Source organism: Pseudovibrio sp. M1P-2-3 (assembly GCF_031501865.1).
GTDB classification, from domain to species: domain Bacteria; phylum Pseudomonadota; class Alphaproteobacteria; order Rhizobiales; family Stappiaceae; genus Pseudovibrio; species Pseudovibrio corallicola.
This window is the reverse complement of the sequence record NZ_JARRCW010000001.1, coordinates 3,355,643-3,373,712: the sequence shown is the minus strand read 5'-3', so window position 1 is coordinate 3,373,712 and position 18,070 is coordinate 3,355,643. Positions and strand designations below refer to the sequence as shown.

Annotated in this window: 18 protein-coding genes; 8 read left to right on the top strand and 10 right to left on the bottom strand. The window is 47.2% G+C overall.

Annotated features, from left to right (window positions below; genetic code table 11):
* Positions 1-98 precede the first annotated feature (98 nt).
* Positions 99-650: a GrpB family protein gene (locus tag P6574_RS14760; RefSeq protein ID WP_310621031.1), complete on the top strand. Its 552-nt coding sequence runs from the start codon at positions 99-101 to the stop codon at positions 648-650.
* A 36-nt stretch (positions 651-686) separates the two neighbouring features.
* Here the strand turns inward: P6574_RS14760 and P6574_RS14755 are convergent, their stop codons facing one another.
* Positions 687-1,202 carry a hypothetical protein gene (locus tag P6574_RS14755; RefSeq protein ID WP_310621030.1) on the bottom strand — a complete coding sequence of 172 codons (516 nt, stop codon included), beginning with the start codon at positions 1,200-1,202 and terminating at the stop codon, positions 687-689.
* Between the two features lie 85 nt (positions 1,203-1,287).
* Here P6574_RS14755 and P6574_RS14750 point away from each other — a divergent pair, with 85 nt between their 5' ends.
* Positions 1,288-2,058 carry an SOS response-associated peptidase gene (locus P6574_RS14750; protein WP_310621029.1) on the top strand — a complete coding sequence of 257 codons (771 nt, stop codon included), beginning with the start codon at positions 1,288-1,290 and terminating at the stop codon, positions 2,056-2,058.
* 1 nt (position 2,059) lies between these two features.
* Here the strand turns inward: P6574_RS14750 and P6574_RS14745 are convergent, their stop codons facing one another.
* Positions 2,060-3,487 (bottom strand): FAD-binding oxidoreductase, encoded by a 1,428-nt coding sequence (locus P6574_RS14745; protein ID WP_310621028.1) that lies wholly within the window; start codon positions 3,485-3,487, stop codon positions 2,060-2,062.
* A 175-nt stretch (positions 3,488-3,662) separates the two neighbouring features.
* Between P6574_RS14745 and fabI the strand changes: the two genes are divergently transcribed.
* The 6 genes from fabI (at position 3,663) to P6574_RS14715 (ending at position 9,040) form a co-directional block, all read left to right on the top strand.
* On the top strand, positions 3,663-4,481 hold the full coding sequence (fabI, locus tag P6574_RS14740) for an enoyl-ACP reductase FabI (protein WP_310621027.1): 819 nt from the start codon (positions 3,663-3,665) through the stop codon (positions 4,479-4,481).
* A gap of 146 nt (positions 4,482-4,627) precedes the next feature.
* Positions 4,628-5,278: a histidine phosphatase family protein gene (locus P6574_RS14735; RefSeq protein ID WP_310621026.1), complete on the top strand. Its 651-nt coding sequence runs from the start codon at positions 4,628-4,630 to the stop codon at positions 5,276-5,278.
* 130 nt (positions 5,279-5,408) lie between these two features.
* Complete coding sequence (gene aroC / locus P6574_RS14730) at positions 5,409-6,497, top strand: chorismate synthase (protein WP_310621025.1); 1,089 nt, start codon at positions 5,409-5,411, stop codon at positions 6,495-6,497.
* Positions 6,494-6,928 (top strand): VOC family protein, encoded by a 435-nt coding sequence (locus P6574_RS14725; RefSeq protein WP_310621024.1) that lies wholly within the window; start codon positions 6,494-6,496, stop codon positions 6,926-6,928. Before aroC ends, P6574_RS14725 begins: the two co-directional genes overlap by 4 nt.
* A gap of 190 nt (positions 6,929-7,118) precedes the next feature.
* A complete protein-coding gene (gene ribB, locus P6574_RS14720) occupies positions 7,119-8,438 on the top strand; it encodes a 3,4-dihydroxy-2-butanone-4-phosphate synthase (protein ID WP_310621023.1) in 1,320 nt (439 codons plus the stop codon).
* A 32-nt stretch (positions 8,439-8,470) separates the two neighbouring features.
* Complete coding sequence (locus P6574_RS14715) at positions 8,471-9,040, top strand: hypothetical protein (protein WP_310621022.1); 570 nt, start codon at positions 8,471-8,473, stop codon at positions 9,038-9,040.
* 85 nt (positions 9,041-9,125) lie between these two features.
* On the opposite strand, the gene P6574_RS14710 is transcribed toward P6574_RS14715, so the two are convergent.
* The 8 genes from P6574_RS14710 to P6574_RS14675 form a co-directional block, all read right to left on the bottom strand.
* Positions 9,126-10,379 (bottom strand): class I SAM-dependent RNA methyltransferase, encoded by a 1,254-nt coding sequence (locus P6574_RS14710; protein WP_310621021.1) that lies wholly within the window; start codon positions 10,377-10,379, stop codon positions 9,126-9,128.
* Positions 10,380-10,451: 72 nt separating this feature from the next.
* The gene (locus P6574_RS14705) at positions 10,452-11,180 is read right to left on the bottom strand and encodes a TlyA family RNA methyltransferase (protein ID WP_310621020.1); all 729 of its coding nucleotides are present in this window, start codon (positions 11,178-11,180) and stop codon (positions 10,452-10,454) included.
* A gap of 79 nt (positions 11,181-11,259) precedes the next feature.
* The gene (locus P6574_RS14700; protein ID WP_310621019.1) at positions 11,260-11,868 is read right to left on the bottom strand and encodes an SCO family protein; all 609 of its coding nucleotides are present in this window, start codon (positions 11,866-11,868) and stop codon (positions 11,260-11,262) included.
* A gap of 16 nt (positions 11,869-11,884) precedes the next feature.
* Positions 11,885-12,370, bottom strand: coding sequence for a copper chaperone PCu(A)C (locus P6574_RS14695; protein ID WP_310621018.1), 486 nt, complete (start codon positions 12,368-12,370; stop codon positions 11,885-11,887).
* Positions 12,371-12,935: 565 nt separating this feature from the next.
* Positions 12,936-14,843: a 1-deoxy-D-xylulose-5-phosphate synthase gene (gene dxs, locus P6574_RS14690; RefSeq protein WP_310621017.1), complete on the bottom strand. Its 1,908-nt coding sequence runs from the start codon at positions 14,841-14,843 to the stop codon at positions 12,936-12,938.
* Between the two features lie 465 nt (positions 14,844-15,308).
* Positions 15,309-15,566, bottom strand: coding sequence for an exodeoxyribonuclease VII small subunit (locus P6574_RS14685; RefSeq protein WP_310621016.1), 258 nt, complete (start codon positions 15,564-15,566; stop codon positions 15,309-15,311).
* Between the two features lie 40 nt (positions 15,567-15,606).
* On the bottom strand, positions 15,607-16,536 hold the full coding sequence (locus P6574_RS14680) for a histone deacetylase family protein (RefSeq protein WP_310621015.1): 930 nt from the start codon (positions 16,534-16,536) through the stop codon (positions 15,607-15,609).
* A gap of 470 nt (positions 16,537-17,006) precedes the next feature.
* The gene (locus P6574_RS14675) at positions 17,007-17,990 is read right to left on the bottom strand and encodes an L-threonylcarbamoyladenylate synthase (protein ID WP_310621014.1); all 984 of its coding nucleotides are present in this window, start codon (positions 17,988-17,990) and stop codon (positions 17,007-17,009) included.
* Between the last annotated feature and the right edge of the window lie 80 nt (positions 17,991-18,070).

Below are 18,070 nucleotides of genomic sequence, written 5' to 3'. Positions count from 1 at the left end.
GGCTCTACTGATAGTTGAGAAACATTTATTTTCCTCAAAATATGCCAGAGGTATTAATTAGAGTGGGTTCTAGCTGCATTAAATATGAAAATTGGACGATGAAACAGCCATTAGATAAAAGGACCGGACTGATTGGCGCTAAGGAAAAGCGGCCAGTTATTCTTGTTCCCTACAACCCATTGTGGGTGAATACCTTCCAGTATCACGCTGCCGTTATAATGCGGGCTCTTGGTACTAAGGTTATCCAAATTGAGCATATTGGCTCCACCGCAGTGCCAAAGTTAATGGCAAAGCCTATAGTCGATATTCTTGTAGTTCTGGAAAATACCGCCGAGGAAAACGAGTATCTCCAAATTATGCTGGAGTGCGGCTATAGTTTGCGGGTACGGGAGCCAGACCACGATGAACACCGTATGTTTCGTTCGCAGATGAGGGATGTCCACATCCATTTTTTCTCCCAGCGATCAATTGAAATTGATCGTTATCTAATCTTTCGCAGTGCTTTACGTGAGAGCGAGGAGATTCGGAACAATTACCAGCGGCTTAAGCAGCAGCTTGCCTGTCAGGAGTGGGAGGATATGAATGAGTATGCGCAGGCCAAGTCGGTTTTCATAGAAAACACTATCAAGGAAAACTCAAAGCCTAAGTAAGAACTTATTTTTTGACACTGGGAGTAGTCGTTGCGCTTACACAAACAAAGCGTCGACAGCTTCCTGAGTAGCTTTGGTATTATCTTGTTCACCTAACCCAAGAATGTGACCATGGATGATTGAGCCTACTTTGTTAATAAGTGGGCGCACAGTCCCGACGGTTTCGTGCGCAACGCGCCTCAGACGCTCTTCAAGAGGCATGTTTTCTTTGGTGAGTAGCCCCTGTAAATCGGCGACTTTCCTGTCTACCTTTGTGACAGCTGTTTGCAATGCCTCGCGCAACTCGGCGGGGGATGCATGGTACGCATTAATTGCTAGTGATTTTTCTGAAAAGGATGAGTTTTCAAAATGCTCTACATAGTTCCTAGGCTGCCATTCCAGAACGTCTTCCACACAATCAGGTAAATCTGGCAGCATTTCCAGAAGCATCACAACCTCATTAAAGTGATTGAGGTAATCTGTGGCAAGACCTGTTTGAGGATGAATATTGGCTCTCTCAAGTCTCTCGGCATTTAAAGTGCCAAGGCCAAGCTGTGAGAGCATGCTGTTCATTCATTCCTCCAATACTATTATGATTATTTATGCTTAACCTACTGGTGAGACATTGCCAAACGATGAAGTTAAAAAGGGTCGTTGTATGTGTGGAAGATACACTTTGACTGCATCCCCAGAGGATGTTCGTAGGCTTTTTGAGTATATCGAGCAGCCAAATTTTCCCCCGCGCTACAACATCTGCCCAACACAGCCCATTGGTCTCGTGAAAAATGAGCATGGGGGTAGGCATTTCGCGCTGGCTCGGTGGGGACTGGTGCCGTCTTGGGTGAAGGACCCTGCAAGTTTTACATTGCTTATAAATGCCCGTGCCGAGACGGTATTGGAAAAGCCTAGCTTTAAAAACGCTATGAAGCATCGCCGCTGTCTTATTCCTCTGACAGGTTTCTACGAGTGGAAGTCTGAGGGTTCAAAAAAACAACCATATTATATTAGCAGTCAGTCGGGTGAGTCTTTGGCTGTAGCCGGTCTTTGGGAAACTTGGAGCCATCCTGACGGGGGAGATATTGACACAGCAGCGCTTTTAACTGTTCAGTCCAACGATGATCTCAAGTCAATTCACCATAGAATGCCTGCTCTTATTGAAAGGAGAGATTTCGAGGCATGGCTGAATACCGATGACGTACTGTCCCGCCATGCCGTTCACTATTTGAAACCCGCAGATGCCAGCACCTTGCAAGCTGTTCCTGTATCACAGCAAGTGAATAACCGTGCCCTTGACCTGCCTGAATTAATAGAGCCCGTAAAGCTTCAAAAAGCAGAAGGGCAAACAGTCTTGAATTCCACGAGCAAACAAACAGGAAAAACAAAAAAGCAAGAGAGATCAGAAAATCCGCAGCAACTCGATCTTTTTTAAATCATAGTCGATCAGCGGACAGGACCCTATCTGGGTTAAGCGTATTCTTAGGATCCAAGGCAGATTTTATTGTATGCATCAGGTTCATTTCAACGGTACTTTTTACTTTTGGTAGAAGGTCGCGTTTCAGACGTCCAATGCCATGTTCTGCTGAGATGGAGCCGTTGTACTTGATTACTATGCCATGAACAATTTCATTCACTTTATCCCATTGGGAGAGAAACTCCGCTTTGTCAGCCCCTGCTGGTTGGGAAATGTTGAAGTGAATGTTGCCATCTCCCATGTGGCCGAAGGGAACCGGGCGAGCATCGGGAATATAAGATTTAACTGCTGCAATCGCTTCTTCAAGGAACTCTGGAATTTTTGCTACAGGTACGGAGACATCATGTTTGATTGATCCGCCTTCATGTTTTTGTACCTCTGACATGCCATGACGTAATCTCCAAAAACTCTGGGCTTGAGTGCTATTTTGGGCAAGTACGGCGTCAGATAAAATATTCAGGTCGAAAGCTTGGGAGAACAAGTTTTCTGTAGCGCTTGAAAGATCAATTGTCTTGGAGCCTGCGGAAAGCTCCAGCAGGACGTACCAGTTATGCTCTTGCGTAAATGGTGAGCGAGCGCCTTCCAAGTGCTTTATCGCAAATTGAAGGCCTGTTTGGGGCATAATTTCAAACCCAGTCAGCATGGAACCGGCTTGGGAACGGGCAAGCGTAAATAATTGGAGCGCAGCGGCGGGCGAATCCATTGCGCAAAGAGCGACCTCGGTCGATATGGGCCTAGGGAATAATTTCAATGTGGCAGCAGTGATGACCCCGAGAGTACCTTCTGATCCAATGAATAATTGTTTCAAATCGTAACCAGTATTGTCCTTTCGTAAGGTACGCAGCCCCTCCCAGATTTCCCCGTTTGCAAGAACGACTTCTAACCCCAAAACAAGGTCCCGGGTATTGCCGTATGAAAGAACCGCGGTCCCTCCAGCATTCGTAGAAATGTTCCCTCCAATTTGGCAGGACCCCTGTGAGCCAAGGGTTAGTGGAAACAGTCTGTCGTGCTGTTCAACAGCATCGTGAAGAGCCTGCAGAGTTACTCCGGCATCCACAGTAACTGTATATCCATCTGGATCTATAGAACGGATTTTATTGAGTCGGGATAGGGAAAGAACCAGCTCTGATCCGCAGAATTTTGGGGTTTGTCCGCCAACAAGGCCTGTGTTGCCTCCTTGTGGTACAATTTTTAGACCCTCCTTATTTGCCAGTTTCAAAGCCTCACTGACTTCATGAGTACTTCCTGGCCGGAGGACCATTGGTGTGCTGCCTTTGAATTTATCCCGCCACTCCACAAGGTAGGGTGCTTTGTCTGCTTCATTCAGCAGAACATTCTTTTCTCCAAGTAGTTTCTGGAAGGTTTCCAGAGGGAGTTTAGAGGTCATTTGGCTGTCTTCTTTCTTACATTGTCTGCCCTGTATGCTCACGCTTGAGGCTGCCAAGCAACGGAGCTCTGTGTTCATTTGCGGACTCCTATACCTTGATGAACCGTGAACAGTATGCAATAGGATTTTTCAAAACTGCACTGCTGATCAAGCAGGACTTATTCAGGAGAAAAATATGGCAGAAGCGAAAGGGTTAATGGAGGGTAAGCGCGGTCTTATTATGGGGCTTGCCAATAACCGTTCTATCGCTTGGGGTATCGCCAAGGCTCTGCACAATGCTGGAGCCGAAATTGCACTCACTTATCAAGGCGAAGCGTTGAAGAAACGCGTGGAGCCATTGGCTGACCAGCTGGATGGTTTTGTAGCCGGCCACTGCGATGTGACAGATGGGGAATCCATCGACGCTGTTTTTAAGGCAGTTGAAGAAAAGTGGGGCAAGATTGACTTCTTGGTTCATGCAATTGCTTTTGCTGATAAAGACGAACTGGTCGGGCGCTATGTAGATACGAGCGAAGAGAACTTTAATAAGTCTTTGAATATCTCTTGCTATTCTCTGGCAGCGGTTGCCCGGCGGGCTGAGAAACTGATGACCGATGGTGGGTCGATGGTTACTCTGTCCTATTATGGGGCAGAAAAGGTAATGCCAAATTATAATGTTATGGGTGTTGCCAAAGCTGCTTTAGAAGCTTCTGTGAAGTACCTTGCTGTGGATCTTGGGCCAAAGAAAATCCGTGTGAACTCTATCTCCGCGGGCCCAATTAAAACACTGGCAGCTTCTGGAATTGGTGACTTCCGCTATATTTTGAAGTGGAACGAGTACAACGCACCTCTTCGCGAGACAGTAAGCATTGATGATGTCGGAAACTCCGCTCTTTATCTTCTTTCAGACCTTAGTCGTTCAGTGACTGGAGAAAACCACCACGTTGATAGCGGGTATCATGTTGTTGGTATGAAGGCGGTAGATGCTCCAGATATTTCAGTCGTTAAAGACTAAAATATCTATCAAATCTATAATTGCTGGGGCGCCCCTTTTAGGGGCGTCTTTTTTGTGTCGCATTTTTGTCCCGGGGAATGTAGATTATTAAAAATATGGCGGTAGGGAGGCATCTATTGCCTCTTTAGGGAAATTAAGCGAGAGCAATGGCAGTTAAAGACCAGACCATCACGAATGAGAGCATCACTCCCGCAGCAAAAATGGCGCCGACGCCAATATTTTTTATTCGTCATGGCGAAACAGACTGGAACGCTGAAGGACGACTGCAAGGCCAACAGGATATTCCGCTAAATAATCGGGGGCGCGAGCAGGCAAGGCGTAACGGTCGTGTCTTGAGGGCTTATCTCAAAAATGTAGGTATCAGCACTGAAAGCCTGAATTTCGTTAGCTCTCCAATGGCACGTACTCGTGAGAGTATGGAGCTTTTACGTGAAGAACTTGGTTTAGCACGTGAGGACTATGTACAAGACGAGAGATTGAAAGAGATCACCTTTGGGGTAATGGAAGGTAAAACTTTGCCCGAGGTGGATGAGCTTATGCCTCAGTATGGAGCTGCCCGCAGAGAAGACAAGTGGGGATTTGTTCATCCTGAAGGGGAGAGCTATGAATTGCTTTCACTAAGAATACAAAGTTGGCTTGTTACACAATCCAGACCGTTGGTTGTTGTCTCCCATGGAGGTGTCCTACGTGTTCTAAGGGGACTGCTGGAAGGGCATAAGACTCATGTTATCCCTAAACTGCCAGTTCCACAGGATGAGGTCTTTCTTTGGAGGGACCAAAAGGGATGTTGGTTATAATTCGCCTGCTAAATGGCATTGAAACACTCACTTGAGAATTAATAAAGGGCGATAGGAGGGGGCGGTGATTGACCCGAGGAACTATCAGTCCTACAACCTGCGTGAGTTTGATAGGATCGAGATAATTTAGATGTCCCATAACAGCTTTGGTCACATGTTTCGCGTAACAACCTGGGGGGAAAGCCACGGCCCAGCCCTCGGTTGTGTGGTTGACGGATGCCTTCCGCTTATTCCAATTACAGCGGAAGAGATTCAGGTTTATTTGGATCAGAGAAAACCGGGACAGTCCAAGTTTACGACACAGCGGCGTGAACCTGATCAAGTTCGGATATTGTCCGGAGTTATGGTCGATGAAGACGGTGTTCAAAAAACCACAGGAACGCCAATTTCCTTGATGATCGAGAATACCGATCAACGGTCCAAGGATTATTCGGAGATTAAAGAACGGTATCGCCCTGGGCATGCTGATTATACCTATGACGCGAAATACGGTATTCGTGATTATCGCGGGGGCGGGCGCTCTTCTGCAAGAGAGACTGCAGCGCGCGTGGCTGCTGGGGCAATTGCCCGTAAGGTAGTGGCCTCAATGAATATTCGCGGTGCATTAGTACAAATGGGGCCACATAAAATTAATCGTGACAATTGGGAGTGGGCGGAAGTTTACAACAACCCGTTTTTTTGTCCAGATAAAGAAGCTGCTGCATTCTTCGAGGGGTATTTGGATAGCATCCGCAAGGATGGATCCTCAATCGGGGCAGTCATTGAAGTTGTCGCCGAAAATGTTCCCGTAGGTTTGGGAGCCCCAATCTACGGGAAATTAGATCAGGATATTGCCTCTGCTTTCATGTCCATTAATGCTGTTAAAGGCGTGGAAATCGGGAACGGTTTTGAGGCTGCCAGCTTAACGGGTGAAGCAAATGCAGACCAGATGCGCATGGGCGCAGACGGGAAACCTGTATTCCTTTCCAATCAGGCGGGGGGAGTTCTAGGTGGCATATCCAGTGGTGCACCCGTTGTGGCCCGCTTTGCGGTCAAGCCTACGTCTTCCATTTTGACACCGCGCCAATCGGTCACCCGTAGTGGTCAGGAAGTTGATGTGATGACCAAAGGGCGCCATGATCCATGTGTTGGAATTAGAGCCGTTCCTGTTGGTGAGGCGATGATGGCGTGTGTGCTGGCGGATCACCTAATTCGCCACAGAGGCCAAGTCGGCGGATGATTCCTCAACGCCTTTCGCTGGTCACATTGGGCGTATCTGATCTTGCTAAGTCTCGTCAGTTTTACGAGGCGTGGGGCTGGAAGGTGCATGCTCGCTCAGGGGAAGATATTATCTTCTACCAATTAAATGGAATGGTGCTTGGCCTCTATCCATTGGGTGAGCTTGCAAAAGATATGACAGTTTCCAAAGATAGCTTAGGGACGGGTATGGTTACACTTGCCCTTAACTTTGGAAGTGAGGCAGAAGTAGGCGCAGCATATGGTACTGCACTTCTGGCCGGTGCGAGCGCTTTGAAACCTCCTCAAAAAGTATTTTGGGGAGGTTATTCAGGTTATGTGAGAGACTTGGATGGGCATCCATGGGAACTGGCCTATAACCCTTTTTGGAAGTTAGAAGATGATGGAAATCTAACTTTACCTCCCCGTTGTTGATAGGGTTCGTGGCTCACGTTTTCCAGACCTAAGTAAATTTTGCTGAGACTAAAATCACTGTAGCGTTGGATTCAAAGTGCCTGACAAAAAGTTCAACTTTCGAACATATTGGTAGGTTTCGCCTTGCATCTTGATGTTTAACGGCCATATTTCAGTATGACTGAAATTTCAGATAAGTGAAATCGAGACGATGAATCTGGATGAATGGCTAGTGAAAAACAGAGAGAAGCGCAGCGCCTTTGCAAAGCGTGCTGGTTTGTCTCCTGCATCTGTAAGTGCTCTGTGTAACGATCCCAATGCTTGGATATCCAGAGATATGGCTCAGAAAATTACTGAGGCAACTGCTGGACAGGTAACGCCAAATGATTTTCTCGGTCTCAAACAAACTAAGGAGTATGCTGTGTCTCAGACTCGTGTAGCGGAAGCTCTTCGCGCCTTCGAAAACGGTGAAATGGTCGTTGTAACGGATGATGATGACCGTGAAAATGAAGGGGATTTGATCGTTGCAGCAAGTAAGATAACGCCCGAACAAATGGCATTTATCGTACGCCATACTTCGGGAATTGTTTGTGCTCCTATGACTGGAGAAACAGCACGCCGCCTTCGCCTTGATCCGATGGTGAACAATAATGATGCTCCTCTTGCCACTGCGTTTACTGTTTCTGTTGACTACGCGCCAGGCTTAACAACAGGTATCTCGGCTGATGAGCGTTGCTCTACAGTCAGAGCTCTTGCTAACCCGAATGTGGGAGCTGTGGATTTTGTACGCCCTGGGCATGTGTTCCCGCTTATCGCGAAGGATGGCGGCGTTCTTATTCGCTCAGGCCATACAGAAGCCGCCGTTGACCTGTGTAAACTAACAGGTCTTCCGGAAGTTGGGGTGATCAGTGAGTTGGTCAATGACGATGGTACTGTGAAACGCGGTGATGATGTTGCGGCATTTGCCAAAGAGCATAACCTGAAGATGGTGAGTGTCGCCGACTTGATAGCGTGGCGACAGCGCAATGAGTCTTTTGTTGAGCGGGCTGGTGAACAGGAAATCGAAACCCCCTTCGGTAAAGCTACAGCAATATCTTACACAACGCCTTTTGATAATATGGGCCACTTGGCGATCGTCTACGGGGATATTCGCGATGGTCGGGATGTTCCGGTTCGCCTTCAGCTGGAATCAGTTCTTGATGATGTTTTTGGCCGCGCTAAATCTTTACAACCCGTTATGGAAGACTTTGCCAAACGTAAAAGGGGTATTATCGTATACCTAAGAGAAGGTGCGGTTGGTGTGGCTCGCTCTTCAGTGCGCCAAAGAACTGGTCTGGATGCTGCTGAAAATGAAGAGCATGATTCAGCAAAGGTTCGTGATGAAAATTGGCGTGAAGTTGGGCTAGGAGCACAGATTCTTAAAGATCTGGGTGTTACTTCTATTCGAGTCTTAGCATCGCGAGAACGCCACTATGTTGGCTTGGAAGGTTTTGGTATCGAGATCGAGCAGACGGAGATCTTTGGAGATTAACCTGAGAGACCCGCTGCTCCAAGGGGCTGACCATGGAGAAGCGGGAACTTGATCCCTGGAGAGAAGAATACAAGGAAACGCTTGAACCCTTCGCAGTAGGGTTCAAGAAAAAGGCGGGGGAGCCATTGGTATATGGCTCTTTTCTTATGGGAGCTGTTGCTTTCGGGTTATTTCTGGTTACCCGAGAATTGGGCTTCGCGCTTGCCTCCGTTCCAGCTTTTATGCTGTCCTACTGGTATTATCCGATGATTGCTAACTGGCCTCAAATTGGAGCCAATTCGGAAGGTCTTTTTCTCGAGCGTCTTGGATTTATTGAGTGGTCTTCAATTGAGAGCGTCGAGTTCTATAAGACATCGGTAAGATCCATGGTCTTTAAATGCCTGAGGGTACGACTTCACAGTTCTCTTGAAAGTTGTGCTGTCAAGAAAGAGGTTTTTCCTTTTTGGCGCCGCTTTATGTTTCGCAATTGGAAACGCGTGCCTCTTGAAGGGCAAAGAGAGATGATTCTGGTTCCTTTGCACGTTCTAAATGCTGATGCAGAACAGGTTTACAGACAAACAAAGGGCTTTGTGCCAATTCATCAGAATGTGAGAGAAGTCTGAAAAACATATCGCGATGCATCAAACACCGCGATACTTATAAAAAGCACAGAAGAGAAACGCTGGGCGACCTCTATTTGTTTTGCGTTTAATTCGCTGTGTTTTCGAGCAGCGCGACAACTTCCACATGAGGAGAATACAAGAACTGATCCACCGGAACAATTTTGGTGATCTTGAAGTTTCCATCAGTGAGAACTTTAAGATCTCTGGCAAAAGTTGCAGGATTACAGGAAACGGAAACGATCCGTTTCACTGATGATTGAGCCAGCTCTTTTGATTGTTCTAATGCGCCAGAGCGAGGTGGATCTATTACAACTCCGTCATAACCTTTTCCAAACTGGTAAATCTCAGCTTTTGTCAGGGGCCTGCGGAAAAGGTCTCGCCTTTGCACTTCCACCTTTTTCAGTTTGCTCGCCTGACGTTTGGCCTCATCCAGAGCCTTAAGGGACTTTGCGTCACTTTCTACTGCAAGTACGCTCGCCTGTTTGGCCAGTCTGAAGGTAAACGTGCCACTTCCAGCAAACAGGTCGATAACTTTCTTGCAACCATTCAAACCTTCCAGTACCAGATCAGCCATTTCGTCTTCAGCTTGCTGCGTGGCTTGCAAAAAGCCTCCTGAAGGGGGCGTAACGAGAACCTCGCCCATATGTAAGTTGGGTTTCTTTAGTTCAAGTACAGTCTCTCCTTCTGCGGTAAGACGTGCAAAACTAAACTCCATCGCATCCTGCGAAAGTTCGAGAAAATACTTTTCAAAATTTTTGCCTAGGCCATTCAAGCAGATATCCAAGCCGCTTTCCGTGCTCGTGACGGTAATTTTCAACTCTCCCTTGCGCCCAATGACTTTTGATGCAAGCTTGCGAAGGTTTGGCAATGCCTCTGTTATTTCTGGCAGGAGAACAGGACACTCTTTGATATCAACGAGGCGGTGTGACTTTGCCCCATGATAACCCATGAGAATTTTGTGGCCGGCCTTGACTGCCGTGAGGACGGCCCGTCTGCGGGACTGTGGTGGGCACGGGACAACCTCTTCAACTGGATGTTCAATGCCGCGGGATTTAAGCGCCTCAATGATCTGCTGGCGCTTAAAAGCACTGTAGAGTGTCGAGGAGGCATGCTGAAGGGTGCAACCACCACAGGAACCAAAGTGCAGGCAAATAGGTTCCACGCGCTCTGGGCTGGGTTCAATGATCCGGTTCAGTTCAAAGCGGCTACCAACTTGTTCCGCTTCCACCAATTCCTGAGGAAGTGTGAGCGCTATGAAAACTTGCTCGCCATTGTTTATTGCTACGCCATCGCCTTTATGAGCCAGACGGTCTATTTGAAGGGTGCTGTTTTGTGTCATAAACTGGCTTTACCCGCACTAGGGCATGACCACAAGACTGCAGGCCTATACAGGACTATAATTTTTTGGTCTTCAGATTTTTTGAGCTGCAATCAAAAATTCAGTGTTTCCGTCCCCGCCCTTAATGGGTGATGGACAAACTCCAATGACTGACCAGTTTTCGAGCGCATCAAACCAGCTTTGCAGATCCTTGCATACCAGCGCAGCTTGTTCTTCCCCGACCAAACCGCCCTTATTAATATTTTCCCTGCCAGCTTCAAATTGGGGTTTGATAAGAAATATCCCTTTTGCCCCGGAAGCGGCAAGATCTAGGGCAGGGGGGAGCGCGATTTTCAAAGATATAAAACTAACATCGGATACTAGAAACTGGGGGGTATCGTTTTGCAGGTCTTCAAGGCACAGGTGACGGGCGTTTAGTCCATCTCTAGGGTAAACCCTTGTATCCTCAATTATCTTCTTGTGGAGTTGGCCGTGACCTACATCAATTGCATGAACCTTTGCAGCCCTGTGTTCTAACAGAACTTGGGTGAAACCGCCTGTGGAAGCACCTATATCCAGACAAATCAGATCTTTGGGACTGAGATCGAAATAGTTCAGCCCTTCTTTCAGCTTTAAAGCTGCACGAGAAACGTACCCTGCTGCCGGGTCGTCGAAGCTGATAGTGCTATTCGAAAGCACCTTCTGTCCAGGTTTGGTAACGGTTTTTCCATTAATTTGGACAGTTCCTCGAACAATTGCGTCCCGAGCACGTGCTCTTGTTTCAAATGCCCCCTTGGCGACTAAATGGTTATCAAGTCTCATTGTTGTACTGCTAGCTTTAAGTGTGGAAGGGAAGCATCCCAGTTGTAATCTCCCCTCCTTTATATAGCTGAGATCTCTTTCAGGATGTGGAGAGAAGTTTGCGTATTTTCTCTAGAGCGACTTCCGGGATTTCTCCGTAACCAATTGTCCCGGTGAAATTGTTATCGGCATCCATCATATAGACCGGTGCAGTATGGTCCATTGTGTAATCACCGTCTTCCAACGGTACTTTTCTAGCATACACACGGAAAGCCTTAATAACAGTGTCGACTTGTTCTCTAGATCCGGTCAAAGGCTGGATTTTTTCGCTGAATGCTGCAACGTAATCGCCAATGACTTCTGGAGTGTCTCTTTCAGGGTCTACGGAAATGAATATGAAGTTTACATCCTCTGCTTTGTCACCCAGATCATCTATCCATAATTGCATATCGGCAAGTGTGGTTGGGCAGACATCGGGACAGTAGGTGAAGCCAAAGAACATAAGCGATGGTTTCCCACCTAGGTTGGCTTCCGTATAGCTATTCCCATTTTTGTCCAATAGAGAAAACGGGCCACCAATTTTCACCGTAGGTGCTGATGCAATTTGCTCGTTGTTTCTAAGGGAATCTATCGAGAGAGCTGCTATGCTAAACACGAGGGCAGCAATCGCTGCCCACGCGCCATAGCGAATTATTTTCGCTAGTTTCATGAATATTACCTAGAGCTTAGTTCGAGTGGTGATTCATAGAGCTTGGGGCTTTAGCGCCAATTTTTTCAACTGGGAAGTTGACCGTTACCGGCTTGGCTTTTTCAAAGTTGAACTGGACTTGAACCTCTTCACCCATTTTAAATGGCTGTTTGAGACCCATGAACATAACGTGATAACTTCCGGGTTTCAGCTCCAGAGTTTGCCCCTCCGGAATGACGATTCCATTTTCAACGGGACGCATTTTCATAATTCCGTCGACTACTTTCATCTCATGGACTTCTGTTCGCTTTGCGACATTTGATTCAACGGAGATCAGTTTATCCTCCGATTGACCCGAGTTTGTTATTTTAATGAATGCGCCAGCTCCTTTTGCGTTTGGTGGTGTTGCGCGCGTCCAAGGAGAAGAAAGCGTAAGGTCTCCAGTTACAATGGGTTGCGCAGAAACGCTTAGTGGAGCAAGGCAAAGGGCTGTGGCTAAAAAAAATGTTCTAGAAAACTTCATAGGAATTTCTCGTCTCAACTTGTGTTCTATATTTGGTTCAATGGAGCAACTTTGTTGAGAGGAGGGGCGCGGATAGAGTGACTTTGAGCAGATGCACCAGCCTTTAAGGGAGGAGTTTTATTCAGAACTATGGATAACCAAACAGGGTCAGAGCTTAGGTTATAAAACCACTCGCCTCCAACTCCCTTTTCTTTAAATGGTAAGCTATGCGGACAAGTTGTTCCGCATGGGCATTCCGCCCCAGTCTGGGCTTGCCTATCTTCGAGCGGAACGGGTGCGTAGCCTGAAGGTGTGCAATGAACCTGTAACTGTGCCAGTGCCGGATCGGCCAGAATGCTGCCAGCGAATCCCAGCAGGATAACTCTTGTGAAGAGAGCTAAACCAGCAAGGAAAGCAATAGAACTTTTCTCTGAGTGCAGGCACTGTAAAAAACTTGGTTTATGCATCTTACGTAAGGTCTAATTGGCCCCACTGTATCCCGTCACTAAGGGAGGGTGATTAACTAAAAATACTAATTAATCACCCTAGAGAAAAAGAAGAGGAAATAAAGGTATTTCTTTTTGCTTTAAGCGCGTTGCTCGGAGATAGAGGCGTCCTGTCCCAGTACTTCAAAGACTTTTGCCATAATACCTGCGGCATTTAGTCTCGCTGCCTCGTACATCTTCTGAGGGCTGTCATGGTCCTGAAATGTATCGGGCAACGTCATGCAGCGAACTTTGAGTGAACCATCAAGTGCTCCAAGGTCAGATAGGGTGTGAAGCACTTGTGTTCCGAAGCCGCCAATAGAGCCCTCTTCAATTGTCACCAGAACATCATGCTCGCGAGCGAGGCGGGTAATGAGGTCAATATCAAGTGGTTTTGCAAAACGAGCGTCAGCCACTGTTGTTGAAAGTCCTGCAGCATCAAGGTCTTCTGCTGCCTTTAAAGCTTCCCCGAGCCGTGTACCAAAAGAAAGCAGCGCTATGCGAGTTCCTTCCTTCACAATTCGTCCGCGCCCAATTTCTAGTGGTGTGCCTTTTTGCGGGAGTTCAATGCCAACGCCTTCACCTCGTGGGTATCTGAAGGCAATTGGGCCTTCATCATAGGCTGCAGCTGTGGCGACCATGTGCGTGAGTTCCGCTTCATCTCCAGCGGCCATGATGACGAATTGCGGGATACATGCGAGATAGGCAACGTCAAAGGAACCAGCATGAGTTGCTCCGTCAGCTCCAACAAGACCCGCTCGGTCAATGGGAAAGCGAACGGGTAGATTTTGAACTGCAACATCGTGAATGACTTGGTCATAGGCACGTTGTAAGAACGTGGAGTAGATAGAGCAAAATGGTTTGTAACCCTCTGTCGCCATTCCGGCAGCAAAGGTCACTGCATGTTGCTCGGCGATACCCACGTCAAATGTTCGGTTAGGAAACTCTTTGGCGAACAGGTCCAGCCCGGTGCCATCAGGCATGGCAGCAGTAATGCCGACGATTTTTTCATCCTGCTTTGCTTCCGCGATCAGGCTTTGGGCAAAGACTTTCGTATAAGCGGGAGCGTTGGCTTTGGGTTTGGATTGCTTTCCGGTAACCACATCAAACTTGGCAACCGCATGAAGCTTATTGCTCGCACTTTCTGCAGGAGCGTACCCTTTGCCTTTCTGGGTGACAGCGTGGATGAGTATGGGGCCTTCTTTCGCATCTCTCACATTACGTAGGATCGGTAGAAGGTGGTCGAGGTTGTGCCCGTCAACAGGGCCAACATAGTAAAACCCAAGCTCTTCGAATAAAGTGCCACCTGTCCAGAAGCCCCGAGCAAACTCTTCAGCTTTTGCGGCCTTTTCCTGTAAAGGTTTTGGAAGGGCACGCGCAACTTGCTTTGCAGCTTCCCGCAGGGACTTGTAGGTCTTGCCCGATACAAGGCGGGCTAAGGATGCCGAAAGAGCTCCGACTGGCGGAGCAATTGACATGTCATTATCGTTGAGAATGACGATGAGACGTGAGTTCAAAGCCCCGGCATTATTCATGGCTTCATAAGCCATCCCAGCAGACATGGCACCATCACCAATAACTGCAATGACACTATTTTGCTTATCCGCTAGATCCCGAGCAACTGCCATCCCCAAGCCTGCGGAAATCGAGGTTGAGGAGTGTCCAGCTCCAAATGGGTCATAGGTACTTTCAGAGCGTTTCGTAAAGCCTGAAAGGCCACCGCCTTGCCTGAGCGTACGGATACGGTCACGGCGCTCGGTCAGGATTTTATGTGGGTAGCACTGGTGACCAACGTCCCAAATGAGCCGATCGTCCGGTGTGTTAAAAACGTGATGAAGCGCAACTGTTAATTCGACAACACCCAAGCCCGCACCCAAATGACCACCCGTTTCCGAAACAGCGTTGATAGTTTCTGCTCTCAGTTCTTCGGCAATGATCTTCAGTTCGTCATTCGTCATGCATTTCAGGTCTGCGGGCGAGTTGACGCGATCAAGGAGGGGGGTCTTCATTCTAATTTGCACCGGCTTGTGTTTTAGCGATTGGCTTGTCTTAACCCTCTAGGCTTACAATAAGGGAAAAGCTCAAGCAATTTATAGATAGGTGGAAAACTCTGAAGTTTCACTATCTTTGTAGGTTATTCGCGATTTCTCTACGTGTATTGAGTAGTTTTCTATTAAAAATTGTATCAAGTCACCCCTAGGGGTGATGTTAACCTTGTAAAAAGAAACTATCACAATTTTGTGGTCGATGGGGCCACGTGCACAGTGATCGACTTAGGACCGTGATACTTCGCGGTCCTCTTTTTATTTCGGCGTCTTAAGAAATCTAGGTGTATGAAGTCGGTTAACTTTTTTCTCTTGGATCTTTTTTTTGTTGCGTACCTTTTGAAGGCTTAGTTTCGTGTAAAGGTACGGGCAAATGATTAAATTACAAATTATGTCGCTTATTTAATCCAGAGAGATATTCCGCTTCAGTTATTCTGGGGCAAGAGGGCTACTGGCTATTGCCTGACCTTTTCCATCAATTTTGATTGTTTCAATTTTTTCCTCTGCAGCCCGCAAGAGTGTATCGCACCGGCTTCGGAGGGCTTCTCCTTGGGTGTATAGATCAATACTCTTTTCCAGAGGAACATTTCCTTGTTCCAGATTTCGAACAATAGTTTCCAGTTTGGTAAGTGCGTCTTCAAAAGACATGGTGTCAGTGGAAACGGAGGAATTGCTTGAATCCGACATTGGGCCTCTGCAAGGTTGTTTTAACGTGTACTGTAATTATCTAGTGTTCCATCAAGGTCATTACATGAGCAGCGACAGAGCGTGCAAGCCCCTCAAGGTCGTATCCACCTTCAAGTAGGGATACAATGCGCCTATTGCAGCTTTGATCAGCAATTTCCATAAGTTCACGTGTTAACCATGCAAAATCATCCTCTATAACCAGCATTCCCCCAAGGGGATCGCGAGCGTGGGCATCGAAACCGGCTGAAAGCACAAGAAGATCAGGTTTGAATTTGCGTAACTGTGGCAGAATAACAGTCTTGTAAGCATCCCTAAATTCTACGCCGCCGTCTCCATCGCGCATGGGCACATTGACAATATTATTGAATTCGCCAGTTTCCTGCTTTTGCCCAGTCCCTGGATATAAGGGGGCTTGATGGGTTGATGTGTACATAACTGATGGATCGTTCCAGAAAACATCTTGTGTACCGTTCCCGTGATGTACATCGAAATCAATAATGGCAACGCGCTCAACGCCAAAGGCTGTTTGAGCGTGCCGAGCTGCTACAGCTGCGTTATTGAAATAGCAAAAGCCCATCGCCCTATCTATTTCCGCATGATGACCGGGAGGGCGAATTGCACAAAAAGCATTTGTAACCTGACTGGTCATCACTTCATCAACAGCCCTGCAAGAGGCACCAACAGCGCGAAGGGCAGCTTCCCAGGTTCCCGGAGATAATGTGGTATCATCATCAATTCGGAAGAGGCCTTCCTCGGGTGTCTTGTTGTGAATAAAGTTTATGTGCTCCTCGGGATGGACGAGCGCAATATCCTGAAACCGCCCCATTGGAGGCATATCTCTGAGTAAAGTTTGAAATTTTTCTTTTTCCAAAGCATGGGAAATGGCTCGTAAACGGTCAGGCCGTTCGGGGTGCCCACTTGGAGTTTTATGCTCAAGAAAAGCGGAATGATGTAACAGAAGTGTACTCAAAAAACTATACCGTTAACTAGGATTGGAAACTAGAAGTACATTACTGTGTTTTCTGCCAAGTCCTACTGGATAAGTCAAATTATGAAAAATTAGAAATTAGTTGGAACAGTTTAGTAAATATAAGTTGAAAGTATATATTTAGTTAAAAAGGTGCCGGGGGTGAGTATTACGCACTCATCCCCGGTTAAGGTGCGAGCATATATAATGCTCGTGGGGGAGGTCTTTAATAACTGTGACTGATTAGTAAGATTATATTTATTTTTTATTTCGTCCATATGTATTGTTTAGCATATTATTTTTCTTTTTTGGATAGTTGTATTTTGTGGGCTTGGATATGTTAACTAATAGTTGTTGTGATTGAGTCACAGTGTATTAGTTGAAAATAGTTGGGCTTTCATCCTGAATGTGGCTATGAGGCACCTTGAATCTCTTTGAGATGAGGGAATCGGCCAACTTTTTTCATTTGTTATTCACTTTGGGGCTGCGGCTCTTTTTAGCCTGTCATTAATCGCTTCTCCCAAGCCTGTTGTCGGAATTGGGGATATCGCAATTTTACCTTTGCTTTCGCGATCTGCTTTCCGCAGTGCAGAAAATAAATTTGCAGCAGCCTCCGTGAGGTCACCTGCTGGACTCAGGTTTATGACGCGCTTGGCTCTCTCGCTGTTTTCAATGGTCGCGGCGCCAAAGGTGATCAAAACGTCTTCATCAAGTAGGGCAGTTGCGTCCAGACGTATTGGGTTGTCCGGCGCATAATGAGAGGAGAGCATGCCAGGGGCCTGTGGAGCGCTGTCATCGGAGCCAGCTGTTGCAAGAGGTTCTCCTAAAATCTCCTCAATATGGGTACGCGCAATGCCACCAGGTCTGAGAAGGGTTGGCCGCTCACCTATAAGTGAGATAATTGTAGATTCTATCCCAACCGAGGTAGCACCGCCATCAATAACCCAAGAAAGGTGCCGCTCTAGATCTGCAATTACATCTTCTGCTGTGGTGCCACTAATTTTGCCCGATAAATTGGCACTAGGAGCCGCCAAGGGCTTGCCTATTTGCCGTGATAAAGCCCTCATAATAGAAGACTGTGGCACTCTTAATGCAACACTTGCTAGCCCTGCTGTAGCAAGCTCGCTCACTGTACAAGTCTTCGTCTTTGGAAGGACAAGAGTGAGGGGGCCGGGCCAAAACGCTTCTGCAAGTGCAAGAGCTTTGTCGTTGAATTCGCCTTGGGTGCGGGCTGCGTCCAAACTATCCACATGTGATATAAGAGGATTAAAGGACGGACGGCCTTTGGCTTCATATATTCTGGCGCAGGCTTGCCCATTTGTGGCATCGGCTGCCAGCCCATAAACAGTCTCTGTCGGAATCGCTACAAGCTGCCCTTTTATGAGCGCATTACACACAGCTAAAAACTCTTTGGCACTCTCGATCCTCGTTTCCTGTGACAGATGCCAATATTCCATGCGGTTTTACCCTAATTACGACGAATGTATGGGGCACAAAACTGTGCTTAATCTTGACGTCTACGTCAATCTCACTAGTG

What these genes read in the sequence shown, in the direction of transcription:
- dxs (WP_310621017.1), bottom strand. Translation starts at nt 14,843, where the DNA reads ATGAAGACCCCCCTCCTTGATCGCGTCAACTCGCCCGCAGACCTGAAA.
- ribB (WP_310621023.1), top strand. Translation starts at nt 7,119, where the DNA reads ATGAATCTGGATGAATGGCTAGTGAAAAACAGAGAGAAGCGCAGCGCC.
- P6574_RS14755 (WP_310621030.1), bottom strand. Translation starts at nt 1,202, where the DNA reads ATGAACAGCATGCTCTCACAGCTTGGCCTTGGCACTTTAAATGCCGAG.
- P6574_RS14685 (WP_310621016.1), bottom strand. Translation starts at nt 15,566, where the DNA reads ATGTCGGATTCAAGCAATTCCTCCGTTTCCACTGACACCATGTCTTTT.
- P6574_RS14760 (WP_310621031.1), top strand. Translation starts at nt 99, where the DNA reads ATGAAACAGCCATTAGATAAAAGGACCGGACTGATTGGCGCTAAGGAA.
- P6574_RS14675 (WP_310621014.1), bottom strand. Translation starts at nt 17,990, where the DNA reads ATGGAATATTGGCATCTGTCACAGGAAACGAGGATCGAGAGTGCCAAA.
- P6574_RS14705 (WP_310621020.1), bottom strand. Translation starts at nt 11,180, where the DNA reads ATGAGACTTGATAACCATTTAGTCGCCAAGGGGGCATTTGAAACAAGA.
- P6574_RS14735 (WP_310621026.1), top strand. Translation starts at nt 4,628, where the DNA reads ATGGCAGTTAAAGACCAGACCATCACGAATGAGAGCATCACTCCCGCA.
- P6574_RS14715 (WP_310621022.1), top strand. Translation starts at nt 8,471, where the DNA reads ATGGAGAAGCGGGAACTTGATCCCTGGAGAGAAGAATACAAGGAAACG.
- P6574_RS14710 (WP_310621021.1), bottom strand. Translation starts at nt 10,379, where the DNA reads ATGACACAAAACAGCACCCTTCAAATAGACCGTCTGGCTCATAAAGGC.
- P6574_RS14725 (WP_310621024.1), top strand. Translation starts at nt 6,494, where the DNA reads ATGATTCCTCAACGCCTTTCGCTGGTCACATTGGGCGTATCTGATCTT.
- P6574_RS14695 (WP_310621018.1), bottom strand. Translation starts at nt 12,370, where the DNA reads ATGAAGTTTTCTAGAACATTTTTTTTAGCCACAGCCCTTTGCCTTGCT.
- P6574_RS14745 (WP_310621028.1), bottom strand. Translation starts at nt 3,487, where the DNA reads ATGACCTCTAAACTCCCTCTGGAAACCTTCCAGAAACTACTTGGAGAA.
- P6574_RS14750 (WP_310621029.1), top strand. Translation starts at nt 1,288, where the DNA reads ATGTGTGGAAGATACACTTTGACTGCATCCCCAGAGGATGTTCGTAGG.
- fabI (WP_310621027.1), top strand. Translation starts at nt 3,663, where the DNA reads ATGGCAGAAGCGAAAGGGTTAATGGAGGGTAAGCGCGGTCTTATTATG.
- P6574_RS14700 (WP_310621019.1), bottom strand. Translation starts at nt 11,868, where the DNA reads ATGAAACTAGCGAAAATAATTCGCTATGGCGCGTGGGCAGCGATTGCT.
- aroC (WP_310621025.1), top strand. Translation starts at nt 5,409, where the DNA reads ATGTCCCATAACAGCTTTGGTCACATGTTTCGCGTAACAACCTGGGGG.